The 19,351-nt window shown below is 70.6% G+C and carries 19 protein-coding genes and 1 tRNA gene; 12 read left to right on the plus strand and 8 right to left on the minus strand.

The annotated features are described in order from the left end of the window. Both ACWDX9_RS30965 and ACWDX9_RS30970 read right to left on the minus strand, forming a co-directional pair. Positions 1-263, minus strand: a 263-nt coding sequence (locus ACWDX9_RS30965) for a hypothetical protein (RefSeq protein ID WP_449960001.1), incomplete at its 3' end; no start/stop codon positions are given. 30 nt (positions 264-293) lie between these two features. Beyond that, complete coding sequence (locus ACWDX9_RS30970) at positions 294-443, minus strand: GPGG-motif small membrane protein (RefSeq protein WP_165959640.1); 150 nt, start codon at positions 441-443, stop codon at positions 294-296. Positions 444-556: 113 nt separating this feature from the next. Here ACWDX9_RS30970 and ACWDX9_RS30975 point away from each other — a divergent pair, with 113 nt between their 5' ends. Further along, positions 557-1,153, plus strand: coding sequence for a nucleotidyltransferase (locus ACWDX9_RS30975; protein WP_449960003.1), 597 nt, complete (start codon positions 557-559; stop codon positions 1,151-1,153). Between the two features lie 57 nt (positions 1,154-1,210). Here the strand turns inward: ACWDX9_RS30975 and ACWDX9_RS30980 are convergent, their stop codons facing one another. Continuing rightward, positions 1,211-1,552 (minus strand): PRC-barrel domain containing protein, encoded by a 342-nt coding sequence (locus ACWDX9_RS30980; RefSeq protein WP_449960005.1) that lies wholly within the window; start codon positions 1,550-1,552, stop codon positions 1,211-1,213. Between the two features lie 151 nt (positions 1,553-1,703). Here ACWDX9_RS30980 and ACWDX9_RS30985 point away from each other — a divergent pair, with 151 nt between their 5' ends. The 6 genes from ACWDX9_RS30985 to ACWDX9_RS31010 all read left to right on the plus strand — a co-directional run bounded on the left by ACWDX9_RS30985 (position 1,704) and on the right by ACWDX9_RS31010 (position 8,492). Continuing rightward, complete coding sequence (locus tag ACWDX9_RS30985; protein ID WP_449960007.1) at positions 1,704-2,789, plus strand: acyltransferase family protein; 1,086 nt, start codon at positions 1,704-1,706, stop codon at positions 2,787-2,789. 67 nt (positions 2,790-2,856) lie between these two features. Further along, positions 2,857-3,672 (plus strand): SAM-dependent methyltransferase, encoded by an 816-nt coding sequence (locus ACWDX9_RS30990; protein ID WP_449960009.1) that lies wholly within the window; start codon positions 2,857-2,859, stop codon positions 3,670-3,672. Positions 3,673-3,841: 169 nt separating this feature from the next. Then, a complete protein-coding gene (locus tag ACWDX9_RS30995) occupies positions 3,842-4,705 on the plus strand; it encodes a DMT family transporter (protein ID WP_449960010.1) in 864 nt (287 codons plus the stop codon). A 187-nt stretch (positions 4,706-4,892) separates the two neighbouring features. Further along, positions 4,893-7,043, plus strand: a complete 2,151-nt coding sequence (secA2, locus tag ACWDX9_RS31000) for an accessory Sec system translocase SecA2 (protein WP_449960012.1) — start codon at positions 4,893-4,895, stop codon at positions 7,041-7,043. A gap of 45 nt (positions 7,044-7,088) precedes the next feature. Further along, positions 7,089-7,463, plus strand: coding sequence for a VOC family protein (locus ACWDX9_RS31005; protein ID WP_350728236.1), 375 nt, complete (start codon positions 7,089-7,091; stop codon positions 7,461-7,463). A gap of 144 nt (positions 7,464-7,607) precedes the next feature. After that, positions 7,608-8,492: a DMT family transporter gene (locus ACWDX9_RS31010; RefSeq protein ID WP_449960014.1), complete on the plus strand. Its 885-nt coding sequence runs from the start codon at positions 7,608-7,610 to the stop codon at positions 8,490-8,492. A 15-nt stretch (positions 8,493-8,507) separates the two neighbouring features. On the opposite strand, the gene ACWDX9_RS31015 is transcribed toward ACWDX9_RS31010, so the two are convergent. Both ACWDX9_RS31015 and ACWDX9_RS31020 read right to left on the minus strand, forming a co-directional pair. Beyond that, entirely contained in the window at positions 8,508-10,910 is a 2,403-nt protein-coding gene (locus ACWDX9_RS31015) for an nSTAND1 domain-containing NTPase (RefSeq protein WP_449960016.1), read from the minus strand. Between the two features lie 7 nt (positions 10,911-10,917). Next, positions 10,918-11,493, minus strand: a complete 576-nt coding sequence (locus ACWDX9_RS31020; protein ID WP_350728233.1) for a GNAT family N-acetyltransferase — start codon at positions 11,491-11,493, stop codon at positions 10,918-10,920. 109 nt (positions 11,494-11,602) lie between these two features. Between ACWDX9_RS31020 and ACWDX9_RS31025 the strand changes: the two genes are divergently transcribed. Genes ACWDX9_RS31025 through ACWDX9_RS31035 form a run of 3 tightly spaced genes read left to right on the plus strand, consistent with a single transcriptional unit; the run spans position 11,603 to position 15,059 of the window. Next, positions 11,603-12,805 carry an acyl-CoA dehydrogenase family protein gene (locus ACWDX9_RS31025; protein ID WP_363979530.1) on the plus strand — a complete coding sequence of 401 codons (1,203 nt, stop codon included), beginning with the start codon at positions 11,603-11,605 and terminating at the stop codon, positions 12,803-12,805. Further along, entirely contained in the window at positions 12,802-13,965 is a 1,164-nt protein-coding gene (locus ACWDX9_RS31030; RefSeq protein WP_449960018.1) for an acyl-CoA dehydrogenase family protein, read from the plus strand. The genes ACWDX9_RS31025 and ACWDX9_RS31030 overlap by 4 nt, the downstream gene beginning before the upstream one ends. Next, positions 13,962-15,059: an acyl-CoA dehydrogenase family protein gene (locus ACWDX9_RS31035; protein ID WP_449960020.1), complete on the plus strand. Its 1,098-nt coding sequence runs from the start codon at positions 13,962-13,964 to the stop codon at positions 15,057-15,059. The genes ACWDX9_RS31030 and ACWDX9_RS31035 overlap by 4 nt, the downstream gene beginning before the upstream one ends. On the opposite strand, the gene ACWDX9_RS31040 is transcribed toward ACWDX9_RS31035, so the two are convergent. Next, a complete protein-coding gene (locus ACWDX9_RS31040) occupies positions 15,030-15,620 on the minus strand; it encodes a TetR/AcrR family transcriptional regulator (protein ID WP_363979539.1) in 591 nt (196 codons plus the stop codon). The genes ACWDX9_RS31035 and ACWDX9_RS31040 overlap by 30 nt on opposite strands. Positions 15,621-15,820: 200 nt before the next feature. Here ACWDX9_RS31040 and ACWDX9_RS31045 point away from each other — a divergent pair, with 200 nt between their 5' ends. After that, positions 15,821-16,567, plus strand: a complete 747-nt coding sequence (locus tag ACWDX9_RS31045) for a nuclease-related domain-containing protein (protein WP_449960022.1) — start codon at positions 15,821-15,823, stop codon at positions 16,565-16,567. A gap of 14 nt (positions 16,568-16,581) precedes the next feature. On the opposite strand, the gene ACWDX9_RS31050 is transcribed toward ACWDX9_RS31045, so the two are convergent. Continuing rightward, a complete protein-coding gene (locus tag ACWDX9_RS31050; protein WP_449960024.1) occupies positions 16,582-17,946 on the minus strand; it encodes a vWA domain-containing protein in 1,365 nt (454 codons plus the stop codon). Then, the gene (locus ACWDX9_RS31055; RefSeq protein WP_449960026.1) at positions 17,930-18,778 is read right to left on the minus strand and encodes an AAA family ATPase; all 849 of its coding nucleotides are present in this window, start codon (positions 18,776-18,778) and stop codon (positions 17,930-17,932) included. The genes ACWDX9_RS31050 and ACWDX9_RS31055 overlap by 17 nt, the downstream gene beginning before the upstream one ends. Positions 18,779-18,896: 118 nt before the next feature. Here ACWDX9_RS31055 and ACWDX9_RS31060 point away from each other — a divergent pair. Further along, positions 18,897-18,970: transfer RNA gene (locus ACWDX9_RS31060), tRNA-Lys, on the plus strand. Positions 18,971-19,351: the final 381 nt, after the last annotated feature.

A 19,351-nucleotide genomic window follows, 5' to 3' on the forward strand; every position in this document is an offset into this window, starting at 1 on the left:
CCGGCCGGATGCCGGCTCTCCGGCGCCACTCCCGGACACGGTCCGGGAGTGGCGGTCGGCCCCAGGGTGTGGAAGTCGACCACGCGGCCCGACGGGGGCCAGGTAGAGGGATGCTCGGGCGGATGTCGAGCTCGGTCGCCGGCCGGGCCGTGGCCGAGTATGGCTTCGGAGCGCCTGCGGTGCCGCAGCCGCGCCAGTTGTTCGCGTACTCCCGCCGATGCCGCGCCGGTTTCGAAGCGGGTGAACGGCGGATATTTGTTCACACGCTCCCCATGCCCTCGGGAGCGCGGAACTTATACGTTGAAGATGCTGACTCCGCCAGGTCCGACCAGGAATCCGAGGACGATGAGCACGATCCCCCAGAGGAGGTCGCGCCTGGCCAGGATCACGTAGATCCCGGAGATGACCAGTATTACCGCGATGATCCAGAGCAAAGTAGCCATGGGTCTGCCACTGCCCTAAGGGGGGTTCGCATAACATGTTTTTTCCCTCATTAATGGGCAAGAGACCCCGGCATCCAACGCCTAGTTGACGATCGTTTGGGTAGCCCGAAAACATGACGAGCCACGGTCACGCTGTCACCGACGCCATCCTCGACACGCTCAAGCGTGCCAGCTCAGGGCTGAAGGACGCCGGGGTGAAATTCGCGCTGGCCGGCGGATGCGCGGCTTACGCGCGAGGCGCCGCACCGTCGCTGCACGACGTCGACTTCATGCTGACCGAGCACGACGTGCCGACCGCGCTGGAGGCGCTGCGCGGGATCGGCTTCCAGACGGCCAAGCCGCCGGAGGACTGGCTGGTCAAGGCGTACGACGAGGGGCGGCTGGTGGACCTGATCTTCCGGGTGTCCGACCAGCCGATCACCGACGAGCTGCTGGACCGGGCCGAGCCGCTGAAGGCGTCCGCCGTGATCGTGCCCGTGCTGGAGGCCACCGACCTGGTCATCTCGTGGCTGCTGCCGCTGTCGGAGCACGCCTGCGACTACGGGGCGCTGCTGGCCCAGGTGCGCGCGCTGCGCGAGCAGGTCGACTGGCCGCGCGTGGCCGCCGTGCTCCAGGACTCGCCGTACGCGATGACGTTCATCACGCTCCTGGAGCGGCTGGACGTGCTGCAGGGCCCGATCGAGCCGAAGGGCGACCCGAAGTGGCCGTGAAACGCCGCGAAGGGCCGCGCCCTGGGGGCGCGGCCCTTCTGTTGCGGCATGTCCTGGTTACACGAGCCGGCCGTAGTAGTCGCCTAGCCGCGTCCGGTACTCGGGTTCCTTGAACTTGCCCTCGTCGAACTCGGGAGCGTCCTTGATCTCGGCCTTGGTGCGCGCCACGTACACGTTGCGCTCCTGAGGGTCGATGCTCGTGACGACCTGTGCCGGGAGCATGACCTTCTTACCGAAGATCCAGGGGCCGGTGTCGACGATGATGTAGCTCTCGCCGACCTCGTACGTCGCCTCGTCGACGGACCCGATCTTTCCATCGGTCGCCTGGACGTGGTAGCCAACGAGATCCAGGGGCTGGCCGCGGTCGTAGACGTCAGCTCGATAGTTCCAGAGCTCCATGGGGGCTCTCTCCCTTACTTCTTCCGTCTTCTTCGGGCACGGCTCCTGCTACCCGGCCACGGCCGCGTAAACGTCTTGCAAAGCACTTGCATGCAGGCGAGCGGCAAGCGGCCGGGCGCACCCTCTCCATGAACAGGAGGGGGTGGAACCCATGCGAACCAGCTCAGACCGGCTCTACGAGATCGACGGCCTCCGGCTGCTGGCGGCGCTCTGCGTCGTGCTCTTCCACTACACGTTCTCCGGCTGGGCCGGCGGCAACAGCCCGGTGGTCTTCGCCGCCGAGAGCTCCTGGTCCAAGTACGGCTACCTGGGCGTGGACCTGTTCTTCCTGATCAGCGGGTTCGTGGTGCTGATGAGCGCGTGGGGCAGGAGCCCGCGCTCGTTCGTGGTGTCGCGGGCCGTGCGGCTCTATCCGGCGTACTGGGTGGGCATCGCGGTCACCGCCGTGGTCACCGTGACGCTGGGGCAGGGGCTGTTCCAGGTGACGCTGCCGCAGGTGCTGGCGAACCTGACGATGTTCCAGGCGGTGCCGGACATCGCGAACGTGGACGTCGTCTACTGGACGCTCTGGGCCGAGATGCGCTTCTACTTCCTCGTCCTGGCCCTGACCTGGATCGGGATGACGCGCGGCCGGGTCATGGTGGGGCTGTGGGGCTGGCTGGGGCTGACGTTCGCGGTGGAGACGGGGCTGCTGCCCGGGTTCGCCGACCTGGTCGTGCAGTCGGAGTTCTCCCACTACTTCATCGCCGGGATGGCCCTGTTCATGCTCTACAAGTTCGGGCTGAACCGCCAGATCGCGCTGCTGGTGCCGATCTGCCTGGGCAACGCGGTCTACCGGGCCATCGGGTACGCCGACGCCGTCGGCTCGCGGTACGCGGTGTCGTACTCACACACGGTGATAATCGCCGTGGTCGTGCTCGTCTTCCTCGTCATGACGCTCGTGGCGTTGCGGGCCACCCGCCTGCTGGCCAGGCCGTGGCTGGTGACGGCCGGCGCGCTCACGTACCCGCTCTACCTGCTGCACGGGCACATCGGGTTCATCGTGTTCAACCGGGTGGGGGACGCGGTGAACAAGTACGTGCTGCTGGTCGCGCTCGTCGCGGTCATGTGCGGGGCCGCGTACCTGGTGCACAGGTTCGTGGAGCGGCCGCTCGCGCCGGCGTTCAAGCGCCTGCTGTCCGGCCGGCCGGCCGTTCCGTCACTGGGCGTGTTCGTCGCCGGGCGTCCCACAATCTGACGCGTTCTTCCCGTTAAGCCGCCAAGTGCGACTACGATTCCGGGTCAAAGCACGCAAAGGGGGCGGGTTGAGTCTCAGCGGAGAGTACGAGTGGGCTCCACCCGGAGTCGACCCGACGCGGCCCAGCGTGGCCCGGGTACACGACGCGCTGCTCGGCGGCATGGAGAACTTCGCCGCCGACCGCTCGGTGGCCCGCAAGCTGAAGGACACGGTGCCCGAGGTGGTGAACCTCGTCTGGTGCAACCGAGCCTTCATCGGCAGAGTCGTGGACTTCCTCGTCCGCGAGGCCGGGATCAGGCAGATCATCGACCTGGGCGCCGGGCTCCCTACGGTGGAGAACACGCATGAGGTGGCCCAGTTCGCCGACCCCAGGGCCAGGGTGGTGTACGTCGACAACGACCCCATGGTCGAGCCGCACGCCCGCGCCATCCTGAACGGCAACCCGTACGCCGACGCCATCACCGCCGACGTCCGCGACGTGGACGCCGTGCTCGGCCACCCCTCGCTGCGCCGCCTGATCGACCCGGCGCAGCCCACGGCGATTCTCGTCATCGGCCTGCTGCACCTGCTGCCGGACCAGGACGACCCGCACGGGCTGGTCCGGCGGTACATGTCCGCGCTGCCGGAGGGCAGCTACCTGGCCGCCTCCAACATGATGGCCTCGGACAACCCCAAGGCCCAGGCGCTGGAGGCCATGCTCCACGTCACCATGGGCACCGGGTACTTCCGCGACCGGGACTCCGTCGCCGCGTACTTCGACGGGCTGGCGCTGGTGGAGCCCGGGGTGGTGCACTTTCCCGAATGGCATCCGGACGAGCGCCTGCCCGGCCCGCTGGCCACCTGGGAACAGCTCCTGCTGGGCGGCGTGGCCCGCAAACCCTAGCCGCGCCGCGCCGCGCTAGGGTGAGCGAGTGCACCGACGCTTGATCTGCTCCCCGCCGCCCGCCCTCTAGCGGGCGGCATTCCCTGAGATTCCGGGTCTGACCGATCCGGGGTGGTTGCTGCCCGCACACCGGGCCCATTCCAACCACTCCATCCGGAGCACTCCTGTCATGACCCATGTCTCCGCCCGGCGGGGCGCCCTTTACGTGTCCGTGGCCGCGACCGCCTGGGGCACGGGCGGCGCCGCCGGTTCGCTGCTCTTCGAGTCCGGCGGCCTCGGCGCCGTCGGCGTCTCCCTGTGGCGCTACCTCCTCGGCGCCGCCTTCCTTCTCCTCCTCACCCGCCGCCCCGTCGTGGTCAACGGCCGGATCCTGCTGATCGGCGCCGGAATGGCCGTCTACCAGACCGCGTACTTCGCCGCGATCGCCCACTCCGGCGTGGCGATCGCGACCGTGGTGACGATGGGCGCCACCCCCGTCTTCACCGCCCTGGGCAGCCGCTTCCTCCTCCGCGAGCCGCTCGGCCGCGTCGCGCTCACCGCCCTCGCCACCGCCCTGATCGGGCTCGTCCTCCTCACCGGGGAGACCGCGCTGCAGGCCCGCACGTCCTCCATCGCGGGCATCGGCCTCGCCCTGCTCTCGGCCGCCGGGTACGCCGGGGTCACGATCCTCTCCCGGAGGCACGGGGGCGACGACCCGCAGGGTGTGGCGATCGGCGGGTTCGTGGTCGGGGCGGCGTGCCTGGCGCCGTTCGCGCTGGTGGAGGGGGTCGTGCCGAACGTGAGCCTGTCGTCCGTGGCGCTGCTGCTCTACCTGGGCGCGGTGCCGACGGCGCTCGCGTACGGCCTGTTCTTCCGAGCCCTGACCGCGCTGCGCGCCACCACGGTGTCGATCATCACGCTCGGGGAGGCCGTGGGCGCGGCGGTGCTCGGCGTGGTGCTGTTCGGGGAGCGGCTCACCCCTCTTGCCTGGTCGGGGTGCGTGCTGCTGCTGGCCGCCGTCACAGTTCTCGCCGTACGGGCTGAATCCGGGTGACTCGGACATGAGCGATGTGGCGGCGCAGCGTCCCGGATGAGCTAATGTCCGGTACGGCGGCGCTTGCCGTAACGTCGCTCCGCTCCCCTCCCTTGTAAGAGGGAACGGTGTCGGCGAAGCGTGCGTTGGAGGAACTGTGGCCTCGATAAAGGGAATCATCAGGAACCTCTTGGATCGTCCAGGAGGGGTGCCCCTGACCCCCTATGAGAAGATCGTCAAGGCGGCGGAAGGCCGCGCCGATCGGTTGCGCAAGCTCGACGAGCTGCCCGAGCCGAAGATGGACGATCTGGCCGAGTTCTGCGCCATCGCACGCGAGGCCGCCGACAGGACGCTGGGCCTGCGGCCGTACGACGTGCAGTTGCTCGGCACCTTGGCCCTCCTCGACGGGAAGGTCGCCGAGATGGCCACCGGCGAGGGCAAGACGCTGTCCGGCGCCATGGCGGCGGCCGGCTACGCGTTGCAGGGCAAGCATGTCCACGTGATCTCGGTGAATGACTATCTGGCCAGGCGCGACGCCGAGTGGATGGGCCCGTTCTACGAGGCGCTCGGCGTCACCGTGGGCTGGATCGGCCAGAACTCCACGCCGGAGGAGCGGCGCGAGGCGTACGCGAAGGACGTCACCTACGGGCCCGTCAGCGAGATCGGGTTCGACGTGCTGCGCGATCGGCTCCGCACGGTGGCCGGCGAGATCATCGTGCCCGCGCCCGAGGTGGCCCTGATCGACGAGGCCGACTCCGTGCTGGTCGACGAGGCCCGCGTGCCGCTCGTGATGGCCGGGTCCACCGACCCCGGCAGCGCGGTGCCGGAGATGGCGGCGCTGGTCAGGCAGCTCGTACGCGGCTACCACTACGAGATCGACGAGCAGGCCCGCAACGTCTACCTCACCCCCAAGGGCGCCGACAGCGTCGAGAACCTCCTCGGCGTTGAGCTCTACGACGAGCACGAGCCCGGCACGCTCATCGAGCTCAACCTGGCCCTGCACGCCCACGCGCTGCTCGCCCGCGACGTCGACTACATCGTGCGCGACGGCAAGGTCCAGCTGATCAACCCCTCGCGCGGCCGGGTGGCGCTGCTCCAGCGCTGGCCCGACGGCCTCCAGGCGGCCGTGGAGGCCAAGGAGGCGCTGCCGCCGAGCGAGAAGGGCGAGATCCTCGACTCGATCACCGTTCAGGGTCTGATCCGCCGCTACCCGGAGATCTGCGGCATGACGGGCACGGCCGTGGCGGTCAGCGAGCAGCTCGGCGAGTTCTACGGCCTCAAGGTCGCGGTCATCCCGCCCAACCGGCCCTGCGTGCGCGAGGACGAACCGGACCGCATCTACCCGACCGTCCCCGACAAGGACGCCGCCCTGGTCGAGGAGATCCAGGAGATCCACGCCACCGGCCGGCCGATCCTCATCGGCACGCTCGACGTCGCCGAATCGGAGAACCTCGCCAAGCTCCTCCAGCGCCGCGGCATGGAGCCGGTCGTCCTCAACGCCAAGAACGACGCCGAAGAGGCCGCGATCATCGCCAAGGCGGGGGAGCGCGACGCCATCACCGTCTCCACCCAGATGGCCGGGCGCGGCACCGACATCCGCCTCGGGGACGGCGTCGCCGAGCTGGGCGGCCTGTACGTGATCGGCTCGGGCCGCCACGCCAGCAGCCGCCTCGACGACCAGCTCCGCGGGCGCGCCGGCCGCCAGGGCGACCCGGGCGGCTCGGTCTTCTTCGTCAGCACGCAGGATGACCTGATCACCCAGTTCGTCCCCGACGAGCGCCCGCCCGCCGCCGACGCCGACGGCATCGTCCGCCACCGGCGCGGCGCGTACCTCGTCGGCCACGCCCAGCGCGTCGCCGAAGGCGTCAACCTGGAGATCCACCGCAACACGTGGCGCTACACCCGCCTCCTGGAGCACCAGCGCGAGCTCATCCTGGAGTGGCGCGACAAGGTCCTGCACGGCGACTCCGCCTCCAAGGCCCTGTCCACGGCCGATGCCGAACGTTGGGAGGCCCTGCCGGAGGACACCAGGGACGAGACCGCCCGCCAGATCGTCCTGCACGCCATCGACCGCTGCTGGACCGAGCACCTGGCGTTCCTGACGGACCTGCGCGAGGGCATCCACCTGCGCGCGCTGGGCCGGATGAGCCCGGTCGACGAGTTCCACCGGGAGGCGGTGGCCGAGTACAAGTCGCTGCTGGCGGAGGTGGAGCGGCGCTCGCTGGAGTCCTTCGAGGCGCCCGAGCCGGACCTGAAGCGGCCGACGGCCACCTGGACGTACCTGGTGCAGGACAACCCGTTCGGCACGGAGTGGGACCGCATCCTCAAGCGTGTGACGGCCGCCACCCGCCGCGGCTAGCCGTACCTGACAGGAGATGACAGGTACGGCTGAAACCATGGGCTCATGACGACGAAAGCAAAGCTCCTGGCCGTTACCCTCGACTGCGCGGAGCCCAAGAAGCTGGCCGAGTTCTACCACGAGATCACGGGGTGGGAGATCCAGTACGCGGAGGACGAGTACGCCGCCGTGGGGAACGGCACCACCAGCATCTACTTCGGCCGGATCCCCGACCGCAAGCCGGTGACCTGGCCGAGCCCGGACAAGCAGTTCCACCTGGACTTCCGGGTGCCGGACGTGGAGAAGGCGGCGGAGGAGTACGTCGCCCTGGGGGCCACGAAGCCCGAGTTCCAGCCGGGGATCACGGAGGACGGCGTCGGCTGGATCGTCCTCCAGGACCCCGCGGGCCACCTGTTCTGCGTCTGCCCCGACCGCTCCTGACCTCTTCCCACCCGGTCACACATGTGTCCTGACCGGGATCAGCTCCGCCCGAACGATCCACCAAAAGTATGATTCGCCAGCTTTGCTTCCCTCATAAGCTAGAGGAATGCTCTCGGAAGGATCCATGCCCCTGCGCGGGCGCCCATGACCTGGGTCGGCCTGATCATCGCCCTGGCAGGAGCGCTTGGATACGCACTCGGCGCGGCCCTGCAACAGTACGAGGCCGTGGCCGGGGGCGCCTCGCTCAAGCTGGTCCGGCGCCCCCGCTGGTTGATCGGCGGCGCCATCGGTCTCACCGGCGCCTGCCTGCACGCCGTGGCGCTGAGTTTCGCCCCGCTGGTGGCCGTCCAGCCGATCAGCGTCGCCACGCTGGTGTTCGCCGTGCCGCTGGCCGCGTTCATGTACGGGCGCAAGCCGTACCGCGCGGAGATCTTCGGCTCGATCGCGGTGGCGGTGGGCCTGCTCTGGCTCATGCTCCTGGTGCCGCACCACAACGTGACGCCGAGGCTGAGTGACGGCGCCGCGCTCGTGTTCCTGGCCGTGATCGGCGTGATCGTCCTGGTGACGCAGCTGATCGCGGCCCGGGTGCACGGGCCGAGCAGGGCGTTACTGCTGTCCGTGGGCGCGGGCGTGGTGACGGCGAGCGTGTCCACGTTCGTCCGGGTCGTCGGGGGCGGCATGGAGGGGGACTGGGGCCGGCTGGTGCACTGGTTCACGCTCGCCGTGCCCGTGCTGCTGGTCTGCGCGGTGGTCCTGTTGCAGCGCTCGTACGCGGTCGGCTACTTCGGCATCGCGTACGCCGGCGTACAGGTCATCGACCCCATCACCTCGGTCCTCGCCGGCGTGATCCTCCTCGGCGAGCCCCTGCCGACCAACCCCTCCACCGCGATCCCCGCCATCCTGGCCAGCGCGCTCACCATCGGCGGCACGATCACCCTCGGCCGCCTCGCCCCCGACCACTCCCACCCCACCCCCGCGCAGCCCCAGCCGGCCCCCGAGCCGGTGTCCGCGACCTCCCAGGCCGGCTGACCTCTTCGCCGGAGGTCAGCAGGTGTCGCGGTGCGGTAGTTCGGGCAGGTGCCGGGACCACTCCTGCGGGGAGAGGGCGCCGTACCGGGAGCAGATGTACGCGGCGTGATCCCGGGGCGCGGGCCCGGGTGCCAGATCGATGGTCAGCACGATTCCGTGTCCGGCCAGGACCCGCAGCCGCCGTCCGTCCCCGGTGATCGTGGCCTGGGCCGCCCGGTCGACGCCGGCCGTGGGCACCGCCCTGTCGGCCACCGGCGTGCCGGTGCCGTCATCGAGCCGCCAGACCCGTACCCGATCGCTGTCCGTGCTGACGAGCAGCCGCCCGTCCGGGCTGAACCGCAGGTGGCCCGGCGAGGGGCGCAGCCGGGTGGACCGGGTGGGCACTCCGTCGAGGTCGTAGATCTGGATGCCGCTCTCCTCGGCGATCGCCACCCGCTCGCCGTCCGGGGCGAACGTCGTGTACTCCCACGGCATCCGGTCCAGCCACGGTGCGCGGGACGGCCGGGGCGGGCGGCGGATCTCCGAACGATTGCCGGCGAAGACCAGCGCCATCCGATCCCCGGGGCCCACCACCGCGTACTCGCCCACGAACGCGGCTCGCCGTGCCCTCAGGTCCCACGCCCAGCGCTCGCCCGACAGCCGGGCCGCCGCGAACAGCAGGCCGCCGCCCGGGCTGAACCATGCCGACTGCTCCCCGGGCGCGCCGAGGCCGCGGCCGAAGGGCGGGCCGACGCCGTCGCCGGACGTGGTGTCCCAGAGGTACGAGCGGTCGACGCCGACGAGGGCCAGCGTGTGGCCGTCGGGCGACCAGGCCATGGCGCGCACGGTCTGGACCGGGCCCGCCGTTCGAGCGAGCAGGCTGCGGGAGGGGATGTCGTACACCCGCAGGGTTCCCTCGTCGAGTGCGGCGAGGCGGGAGCCGTCGTCGCTGATGGCGTGCAGGGAACGGGGGCCCGCGTACGGGTCGGCGAACACGTCCACCGCCGGATCCGCCGACGTCAACGCCCGGCGCGCCTCGGGGATCGGGGCCAGGCGCCACGCGGCGAGGCTGAGCTTGCGGGCCGTTACCGGGTCCGCCAGCCGCAGCGCCTCCGCCCGGGACGCCGCCACCTTCGCCATCGCCTGGTCCAGGCGTCCGTCGGCGGCGCCCCGCTGCCACAGGGCGAGCAGCACCACCACCGACAGCAGGCCCGCCATGACCGTCCACCGCCTGCGCGACCTGCGGCGCACCCTGGCGAGCCCCGCGTCCAGGAACGTCTGCTCGCCGGAGCTCAGCGTCACCCGCCTCCGGCCGCTGGCCGCCCACGCCAGTGCCCTGTCCAGCGGCTCCCCCCGGAACAGCGCCGCCTCCCGCCGCCCGCCCGCTTCCCACCGCCGGGCCGCCCGCGCCAGCTCCCTGTGCACGGCCAGTCCGTCGCGCTCGCCGTCCAGCCACTCGTGCAGCCGCGGCCAGGCCCGCAGGAGCGCCGCGTACGTGATCGCCGGTGAGCCGTCACCCTCGGTGAGGAGGCCCGCCTTGCCGTACGCTTCCAGCACCCCGTCGATCGAGGTCACCTCGTCGGTGGCGCGGCCGGCGACCAGGTCGGTTCTGGAGGCGGTGACGATGATGTCGGAGCCGTCGGAGTCCAGGTCCACCAGGCGGAGGAAGACGTCCGGCACCAGGTCCTGCTCGGCCGGGCTGAGTCGCGCGTACACGGTCTCGGCGCGGACGCCCAGCGGCGGGTCGGAGACGGGCTCGGGGGGCAGCAGGCGGCCCTGCTGGGATTGCGGGGCGTCGAGGAGGGAGAGGAGGAGCTGGTGGGCGCTCGGGCGGCGTTCGGGATCTCGCTGCAGGGCGGCGGCCACCAGCCCGCGTAACGGGCGGTCCAGCCGCTCGCCGTGGCCCGATCGCTCGTCCGGGCCGTAGGCGGCGAAGATCAGCAGCCGCCCCCAGGCGTGCACGTCCGTGGCCGGTACCGCCGGTTCCCGGGAGAGACACCAGCCCAGGCCGACCAGGCGCGGGCCCTCGGTGCCCAGGATGACCTTGTCGGGGGTGAGGGACCCGTGCACCGCGCCCGCCTCGTGGGCCGCGGCCAGCGCGGTGGCCACGGCGGTGGCCAGGCGGTAGAGGGCGTCGCCCGTGTACGGGCCGTGCCGGTCCACGACCTGCCGCAGGGTGAGGCCGGGGATGTACTCGCCGACCAGGTAGGGCGGATCGCCGTCCAGGCAGGCCTCCGTCAGCCTGGCGACCGACAGCGACCGCACGCGCCCGGCCGCCGAGGCGGCGGTGGCGAGCCTGGCGCGGGCCTCGGCGTCCGGCAGGCAGGGCACTCCCAGCGCATGCCGCGTGCCCGACTCGTCGTAGGCCTCGCGGACGATGACGTGCCCGCCGCCGTCGAGCCGGGCGCCGAGCCAGTAGCCTCCCAGCCGATCAGTCATACACCCCTTAACGGTCCAAGCGGGCCCGGTGCTGCGGCCATTCCTCTTCGAGGATGCCGAAATAGACCGTGTCGCGCCAGGTGCCGTCCGGCCGCTTGCGATGCCGCCGCAGCGTTCCCTCGTGCACCCCGCCGATGCGCTTGATGGCGTTCTGTGACCGGAGGTTGAGGTGGTCGGTCTTGAGCAGGACGCGGTTGTAGCCGAACGCGAAGGCGTGGTCGATGAGCAGGACCTTGCAGCCGGTGTTCACGGCCGTGCGCCACACCGACCGGCCGTACCACGTCCAGCCGATCTCGATGCTCGCGTCGAAGCCCGGCACGTCGCCGTACGTGGTCCAGCCCACGGCCCGCCCGCTCTCCTTGAGCACCACCGCGAAGGGGACGTGGTTGTCGTCGGTCATCAGCCCGAGGGCGACCTTCCCCAGCTCCTCCTCGGACCGCGGCGCGGGCGCGGGCAGCCAGCGCCAGACCTCCTCGTCGGCGCCGGAGGCGGCGAACAGGTCGGGAACGTGGTCGAGGGTGAGCGGTTCGAGCCGGACGACGCCGTTCTCGAGCACCACGGGGGCAGGCAGCTTCGCGGTCATGGCAGGCAACTCTAGGGGCGCCTGTGAAGTCCCGATTATGGCCACCTGCACCTTTTTGTGGGGAACCACCTGTCGACACTCATACCGGCCGGTCGGTAGGCTCGCAGGCATGGACTTCGCCTTTGACAGCGTCACCGAGGACCTGCGCGAACGACTGCTGCGATTCATGGAGGAATGCGTCTACCCCGCCGAGGCCCCCTTCGAGGAGCAGGCGGCGGCCAGCGGCTGGAGCCCGCCGCCCCTCATGGAGGACCTGAAGGACGAGGCCAGGAAGCGCGGCCTGTGGAACCTGTTCCTCCCGGGCGAGCACGGCGCCGGCCTGACGAACCTCCAGTACGCGCCGCTGGCGGAGATCATGGGCCGGAGTCCCACCATCGCCCCGACGGCCACCAACTGCGCCGCGCCCGACACCGGGAACATGGAGGTCCTTTCCATGTTCGGCAGCGAGTGGCAGCGCAAGGAGTGGCTGCGGCCGCTGCTCGACGGGGAGATCCGCTCCGCGTTCGCGATGACGGAGCCCGACGTGGCGTCCTCGGACGCCACGAACATCGCCACCTCCATCGTCCGGGACGGCGGCGAGTACGTCATCAACGGCCGCAAGTGGTTCATCTCCGGCGCGATGAACCCCAACTGCAAGATCTTCATCGTCATGGGCAAGACGAACCCGGACGCGCCCAAGCACCGCCAGCAGAGCATGATCCTGGTGCCCCGTGACACCCCCGGGCTGCACATCAAGCGCGGCATGCACGTCTTCGGCTACACCGACGCCGACCACGGCGGCCACGCCGAGATCGTGTTCGAGGACGTACGCGTGCCCGTGGAGAACCTGATCGGCGAGGAGGGCGGCGGGTTCGCCATCGCCCAGGCCCGGCTCGGCCCCGGCCGCATCCACCACTGCATGCGCCTGATCGGCATGGCCGAGCGCGCCGTGGAGCTGATGTGCAGGCGGGCGCTGGCCAGGACGACGTTCGGCAAGCCCGTCGCCCAGCAGGGCGTGGTCCAGGAGTGGATCGCCGAGTCGCGGATCAGGATCGAGCAGTTGCGCCTGCTCGTGCTCAAGACCGCCTGGCTCATGGACACGGTGGGCAACCAGGGCGCGCACACCGAGATCCAGGCCATCAAGATCTCCACGCCGATCGCCGTGGAGTGGATCCTGGACAAGGCCGTCCAGGTGCACGGCGCGGGCGGCGTCTCGCAGGACTTCCCCCTGGCGGGACTCTGGGCGGGCGCCCGCTCGCTGCGCCTGGCGGACGGCCCCGACGAGGTGCACAAGCGGTCCCTGGCCTATCGCGAGCTGAAGAGGTACATGTGAACGAGGCGGAGATCAAGGAGCGGGTCGCGGCGTTCCTCGCGGAGCACGACCCGGACGGGGATCGGCTGGAGTTCCTGCGGGCGAGGTTCGACGCGGGGCTGGCCTGGGTGTGGTTCCCCGAAGGGCTCGGCGGGCTGGGCGTGTCGCGGGAGCTGCAACTGGTCGTGGAGCGGGAGCTGGCCGGCACGCCGCAGCTCAACGTCGGCGTCCAGGGGATCGGGCTCGGGATGGCGGCCCCGACGGTCCTGGCGTTCGGGACGGAGGAGCAGAAACGCCGCTTCCTCCGGCCGCTGTGGACCGGCGAGGAGATCTGGTGCCAGCTCTTCAGCGAGCCCGGCGCGGGATCCGACCTGGCCACGCTCGCGACCCGCGCCGTCAGGGACGGGGACGAATGGGTCGTCGATGGCCAGAAGGTGTGGACGTCCGGCGCCCATCACTCCAGGTGGGCCATCCTCGTCACCCGTACCGATCTGGACGTGCCGAAACACCGCGGCATGACGTACTTCATCTGCGACATGCACGCGCCGGGCGTCGAGGTGCGGCCGCTGCGGCAGGTCACCGGTGAGGCCGAGTTCAACGAGGTGTTCCTGACCGGCGTGCGGCTCCCCGACGAGCTGCGGCTCGGCGAGGTCGGCGACGGCTGGCGGGTCGCGCAGACCACGCTGATGAACGAGCGCGTCGCCATCGGCGGCGCCCCCGTGCGGCGCGGCGGCGGCATGGTCGGCGTCGTGGTCGACTCCTGGCGCGCCCACCCCGAGCTGCGCACCCACGACCTGCACCAGCGGCTGCTGTCGCTCTGGGTGGAGTCGGAGGTCACCCGCCTGTCCGGGGCACGCCTGCGCGAGCAGCTCGCCGCCGGCCAGCCGGGACCCGAGGGGTCCGGCATGAAGCTGTCGTTCGCCAAGCTCAACCAGGCGCTGTCCGGCTTCGAGGTGGAGTTCGGGCGCGACCTGGGCTACGACGACTGGACGTTCCGCCGCTCCGAGGACGTCGACTTCTACGGCCGCGGCCCCGGCTACCGCTACCTGCGGGCCAAGGGCAACTCGATCGAGGGCGGCACGTCCGAGATCCTGCGCAACATCATCTCCGAGCGGGTGCTCGGCCTGCCCTCAGAGCCCCGCGTCGACAAGGACGTGCCCTGGAAGGACCTGCCGCGATGACGACACGAAGCGAACCCGGCGAGGGAGTGGTGAGCGACCCGGTGACCCTGCTGTACTCCGAGGTCGAGGAGGAGCTGCGGGCCGCGGTGCGCGGGCTGCTCGCCGACCGCTGCCCGCCCGCCGCCGTGCTCAAGCGGATCGAGTCCGAGCCCTACGACCTCGACCTGTGGAAGACGCTGGCGGGCGAGATCGGGGTGGCCGGGCTGCTCATCCCCGAGCAGTACGGCGGCGCCGGGGCGTCGGCCAGCGAGGCGGCCGTCGTGCTGGAGGAGCTGGGCAGGGGGGTGGCGCCGGTGCCGTTCTTCACCAGCTCGGTGCTGGCCACCCGCGCGCTGCTGCCGACCGGCTCAGGAAGCGGCGGCGCGCTGCTGGAGGAGCTGGCCGAGGGCAGGAAGACCGCCGCCCTCGTCGTGCCGTTCGCGGCCTCCCCGTACCGGACGGGCGCGGCCGTGCGGCTCGAGGACGGGCGGCTGAGCGGGACCGTCACCGGGGTGGCCGGGGCCGACGTGGCCGACGTGCTGCTGGTGCCCGTCGGCGGCAGGTTGCACGCCGTGGAAGGGGACGCGCTCGTCCAGGTCGTGCCGTCGCTCGACCAGACCAGGCCCGTCGCGACCGTCACCTTCGACGGGACCGAGGCCAGGGACATGGGGGAGTGCGACCTGGCGGAGGTGCTCAGGTTCGGGGCGGGGTTGCTGGCGTCCGAGCAGCTCGGGGTGGCCGAATGGTGCCTCGACACGACGCTCGCCTACGTCAGGGAACGCCACCAGTTCGCCCGGCCGATCGGCTCCTTCCAGGCGATCAAGCACCGGCTGGCGGACCTGTGGCTGGACGTCGTACGGGCCAGGGCCGCCGCCCGTAGCGCCGCGACCGACGGCTCCGCGCTCTCCGTGGCCGTGGCCCAGTCGTGGAACGCGGGCGTGGCCGTACACGCCGCCGAAGAGGCCCTGCAGCTCCACGGCGGGATCGGGATGACGTGGGAGCACCCCGTGCATCTCTACCTCAAGCGCGCGAAGGCCGCGGAGATCGCGCTGGGCACGCCCGGCGACCACCGCTCGGCGCTGGCCTCACTCGTCGACGTGCCCGGCCCCGAGTGAGGTGAGCAGCAGGTCGGCGAAGTGCCTGCCCACCTGGGCGCCGGTCAGCGGCCCGTCCACGTGGAACCACGAGCCCAGGTGGTGCACCGAACCGAAGAAGTAGTCGACGACCAGCTCCGCCGGGACCCGGTCGCTGAAGACGCCCTCGCGCTGGCCCTCGGCCACGAGGCCGCGGAAGCGCTCGTGGTAGCGGCGGCGCTCGGCGCGTACGGTCTTCTGCGTCTCCGGCGCGAGCAGGTGCATCGACCTGAAGAAGATCTTGGAGTCGTCCAGGTTCGCGGCCGTGGTCTCCACGACGTCGGCCGCGGCCCGGTACAGGCGCTGCCGCACGTCGCCGGGGCCGTCGGCGATCCGCGTCAGCCGGTCCATCTGCATGCGCAGCACGCGGCCGTAGATCTCGTGCAGCAGGTCGTCCTTGGAGTCGAAGTAGTGGTACATGGCGCCCTTGGTGACGCCGGCCGCCACGACGATCTCCTGGACGGAGGTGCTCTCGAAGCCGCGCTCGGCGAACAGACGGGTCGCCTCGGCGAGCAGTCGCTGTCTGACCGGTTCCTCTTTCACATGTCCCCCTTTGTCACCTGCTTTAGCATACCGACTGGTCGGTTGAGGTCATTTGCTGGTCTTGCGGGTACTAATTACGTCACCTTAGGCTCGCCTTGGTTGAGGGGCGGGTATCCCTTGACTGGCGAGGGATCTTCGGCGTGGCAGATCCTGCATCACATCTACATTGGGGGTTTGCCGTGCCCGGTGGCTCTATCTATGTGCAACCAGACGAGAAGTACACAGGGTCTTCTCCGCAGTGGTGGTACGAGAAGTTCTGGCGTGAGGACGCGTCCAACCGGCGCAAGTCCCGGTATGTCAAGGCTGCCGTGGGCTTCGTGATCGGGGTCGCGCTCGCCCTGAGGTTCGGCCTCTCCGGGGCCGCTCCGCTGTTCGGCCTGCTCCTGGCCGGGCTCGTGGCGGCGGGCGACTGGCTCCTCGACTGGCGTTCCTTCCACGCGACGGCCGTCTGGCGCGGCGCGCGGAAGGGTGAGGCGATCACCGGGAAGCTGCTGCGCAGGTCCCTCGGCCGCCTCGGCTACACCGTGCTCGACGGCCGCGCCATCCGCGGCCAGGCGTCGATCGACCACCTGGTGATCGGCCCGGGCGGCTTGTGGATCATCGACAACGAGTCCTGGAGCCCCGACACCGAGATCGCCTGCTACGCCGGCCGGCTGTTCTTCGGCGAGAAGTACGGCACCAAGACGGCCAAGCCGCTGGTCGAGGCCTCCGAGGCGTTCGCCGAGCTGCTGAGCCGCGAGACGCGCATCCCGGTGACGATCACGCCCCTGCTCGCCGTCCACTGCGGGCTGCTGCCCAAGGGCGGCATCGTGGTCGCCGAGGGCCTGACGCTGCTCAAGCCGCGGCTGGCGGCCAAGGTGATCAAGTCGGCCGACCACGTCGCGCTCAACGCCGAGCAGATCGAGCTGCTGACCCGCACCGCGGCCAGGGAGCTGCACCGCGCCTGAGGCCTCCTCAGGCTTCAGGCCAGCGTCTCGATGAAGGCCGTGAGCTGGGCGACGTTGCGGCACTCGTGCATGGCGACGACCGCGCCGTACTCGCTCGCGACCGAGTCGCCCGTGTCCCACTGCGCCACGGGCTCGGGGTTGAGCCAGTACGCGTGCCGCGAGCGGCCCACGAGCGACCTGAGCACGTCCAGGGCGGGCGGCTGGTAGTTGGAGCGGGCGTCGCCCAGGATCAGCAGCGAGGTCCTGGGCCCGATGGCGTCGCCGTACCGTTCGGCGAAGCCCTCCAGCGAGTGCCCGTAGTTGGTACGCCCGAAGCGCACCATGTCGGCCTCGTTCGTCAGCCTGGTCATGGCCTCGACCACGTCGGCGCCGGGGACGAAGAACCGGGTGATCTCGTCCACCGTGTCCACGAACCCGAACGCCCGCACCTTGGTGAACTGCTCCCTCAGCGCGTACGTGAGCAACAGCGTGAAGTGGGCGAACGACGAGACCGAGTCGCTGGTGTCGCAGAGGATGACCAGCTCCGGCTTGTGCGGCCGCGGCGGCCTGAAGTGCGTGGTCAGCGGCACGCCGCCGCTCTGCAGCGAGGCCCGCACGGTCCTGCGGAAGTCGAGGCGGCCGCGCCTGCCCTTGCGCTGCTTGATCGTCAGGCGGGTGGCCAGGCGTCTGGCCAGCGGATGGACCTCGCGGCGCAGCCTGGCCAGATCCGCCTTGGTGATGCGGAGGAAGTCGATCTGGTCGAGCGGGGGCCGGACGGCGGAGCGGGCGATGCGCTCGATCCCCGAGTCCTCGGCGATGCGGCGGCGCACGTCGGTGGCCACGGCCTCCTCGAAGCGCCGGGTGTTGTCGTAGACCGTCCTGCGGGCGTTCTTCTCGGCCAGGCCGCCGCGCTCCTGGCCCTGCAGGACGTTCTGGAGGATGCGGGCCATCAGCGTCTCGGGGGAGAGGGCGCGCATGACGCTGTAGGAGAACCAGTTCTGCCGCCCGGGGGTGGCGGCCGGCTGGTGGCCGAAGCGCCCCACCATCGCCTGGGCGAACTCGCGCAGCTCCTGGTCGGTGCCGCCGGTCAGGAGCCGGGCCAGATGGTCGCGGAGCTCGTCGACGGGGGCCGTCTCCAGGTCGATCGGCCGCTCGGCGCGCTCGGTGCGCATGCCGGACGTCGAGGCCGGGAACCACAGGTCGAACAGCACGTCGAACCCCGGCCGGTACGCGGGCTTCTTGACCAGCGTGGCCGCGTAGGCGGCGCGCAGCGACTCCCGCTCGCTCAGCTCGATCACCCGCAGCGCGTGCGCGGCGTCCAGCCCCTCGGCCACCGACACCGGGATCCCGGCCTCGCGCAGCGCCCGCACGAACCCGACATGCCTATCGATCAGCGACATCCGGCAACCCCAGCTCCTTGACCGCCCGCGCCTGGTCGGAGGCGTGCTTGAGCACCACGCCCAGCGTCCCGGCCACGGTGGCCTCGTCGAGGTCGTCCCGCCCGAGCGCCAGCAGCGTGTTGGCCCAGTCGACGGTCTCGGCCACCGACGGCGCCTTCTTCAGCTCCAGCGCCCGCAGCGTGGCCACCGTCCTGGCCAGCCGCTCGGCCAGGTCGGCCCGGATGCCCGGCACCTGGCTGAGCACGATGTCCCGCTCCCGCTCGGGCGTGGGGTATTCGAGGTGCAGGTAGAGGCAGCGCCGCTTGAGCGCCTCGGACAGCTCGCGGGTGGCGTTGGAGGTCAGCACCACGTACGGCCGGCGCGTGGCGGCGATCGTGCCCAGCTCCGGGATCGTGATCTGGAACTCCGACAGCAGCTCCAGCAGCAGCCCTTCGACCTCGACGTCGGCCTTGTCGGTCTCGTCGATGAGCAGCACGGTCGGCCCGGCGGCCCTGATCGCCTTCAGCAGCGGCCGCTCCAGCAGGAACTCCTCGGAGAAGATGTCGTCGTCCGCGCTGGTGGCCTGGATCCTGAGCAGCTGCTTCTTGTAGTTCCACTCGTACAGCGCCCTGGCCTCGTCGAGCCCCTCGTAACACTGCAGCCTGATCAGCTCGGCCCCGGTCGCCAGGGCCACGGCCTTGGCCAGCTGCGTCTTCCCCACGCCCGCGGGGCCTTCGACCAGCAGCGGCTTGCCCAGCGCCGCGGCCAGGAACACCGAGGTGGAGATGGCGTCGTCGGAGAGGTAGTCGACGGCGGCGAGCCGCTCCGCCACCTCGGCGGGAGAGTCGAACATCGATGATCCTGTCTGCCGGAGCCGGGGGCCGAACTTTATTCTAGCCTTGACCGCCCGACAGGCCCGCCTGCTACCGATTCGACCAGGATGCGGATCACCGGTATATTCCTCTCTGCAAGCGCCGCTAGCTCAGTTGGTTAGAGCAGCTGACTCTTAATCAGCGGGTCCGGGGTTCGAGTCCCTGGCGGCGCACCGCACAGAAACCCCAGCTCGGCACGCTGAGCTGGGGTTTCTCGGTTTTCGAGGGGCTCCGGCCACGTCGAGGTGCTCCCGTGGTTGCTCGCCGGATGCTCTTCGGCACGGCTGCCCCGTTCTTAGGGATGGGTTATGAGGGCTCGACGGGGGTTTCCGGGTCCCGGCTGATCGCGCGCGTATCACGGCATGCGATCGGACCAAGCCGGAGCTGTTGGCCTGAACGAGCTCATCCATCCTTTTCCGACACATAGCCGTAGAGCAGGCGCGACGGGGATGCTCAGTGACATGCTCGCGTCCATGGACATGAGGGACAGCACTTCCACGACTCCGGACGACCTCTCCGGCCTTGGTGCGGGCAGTGAGCGTCTCCGTCTCGTT

The organism is Nonomuraea sp. NPDC003201 (assembly GCF_053590415.1).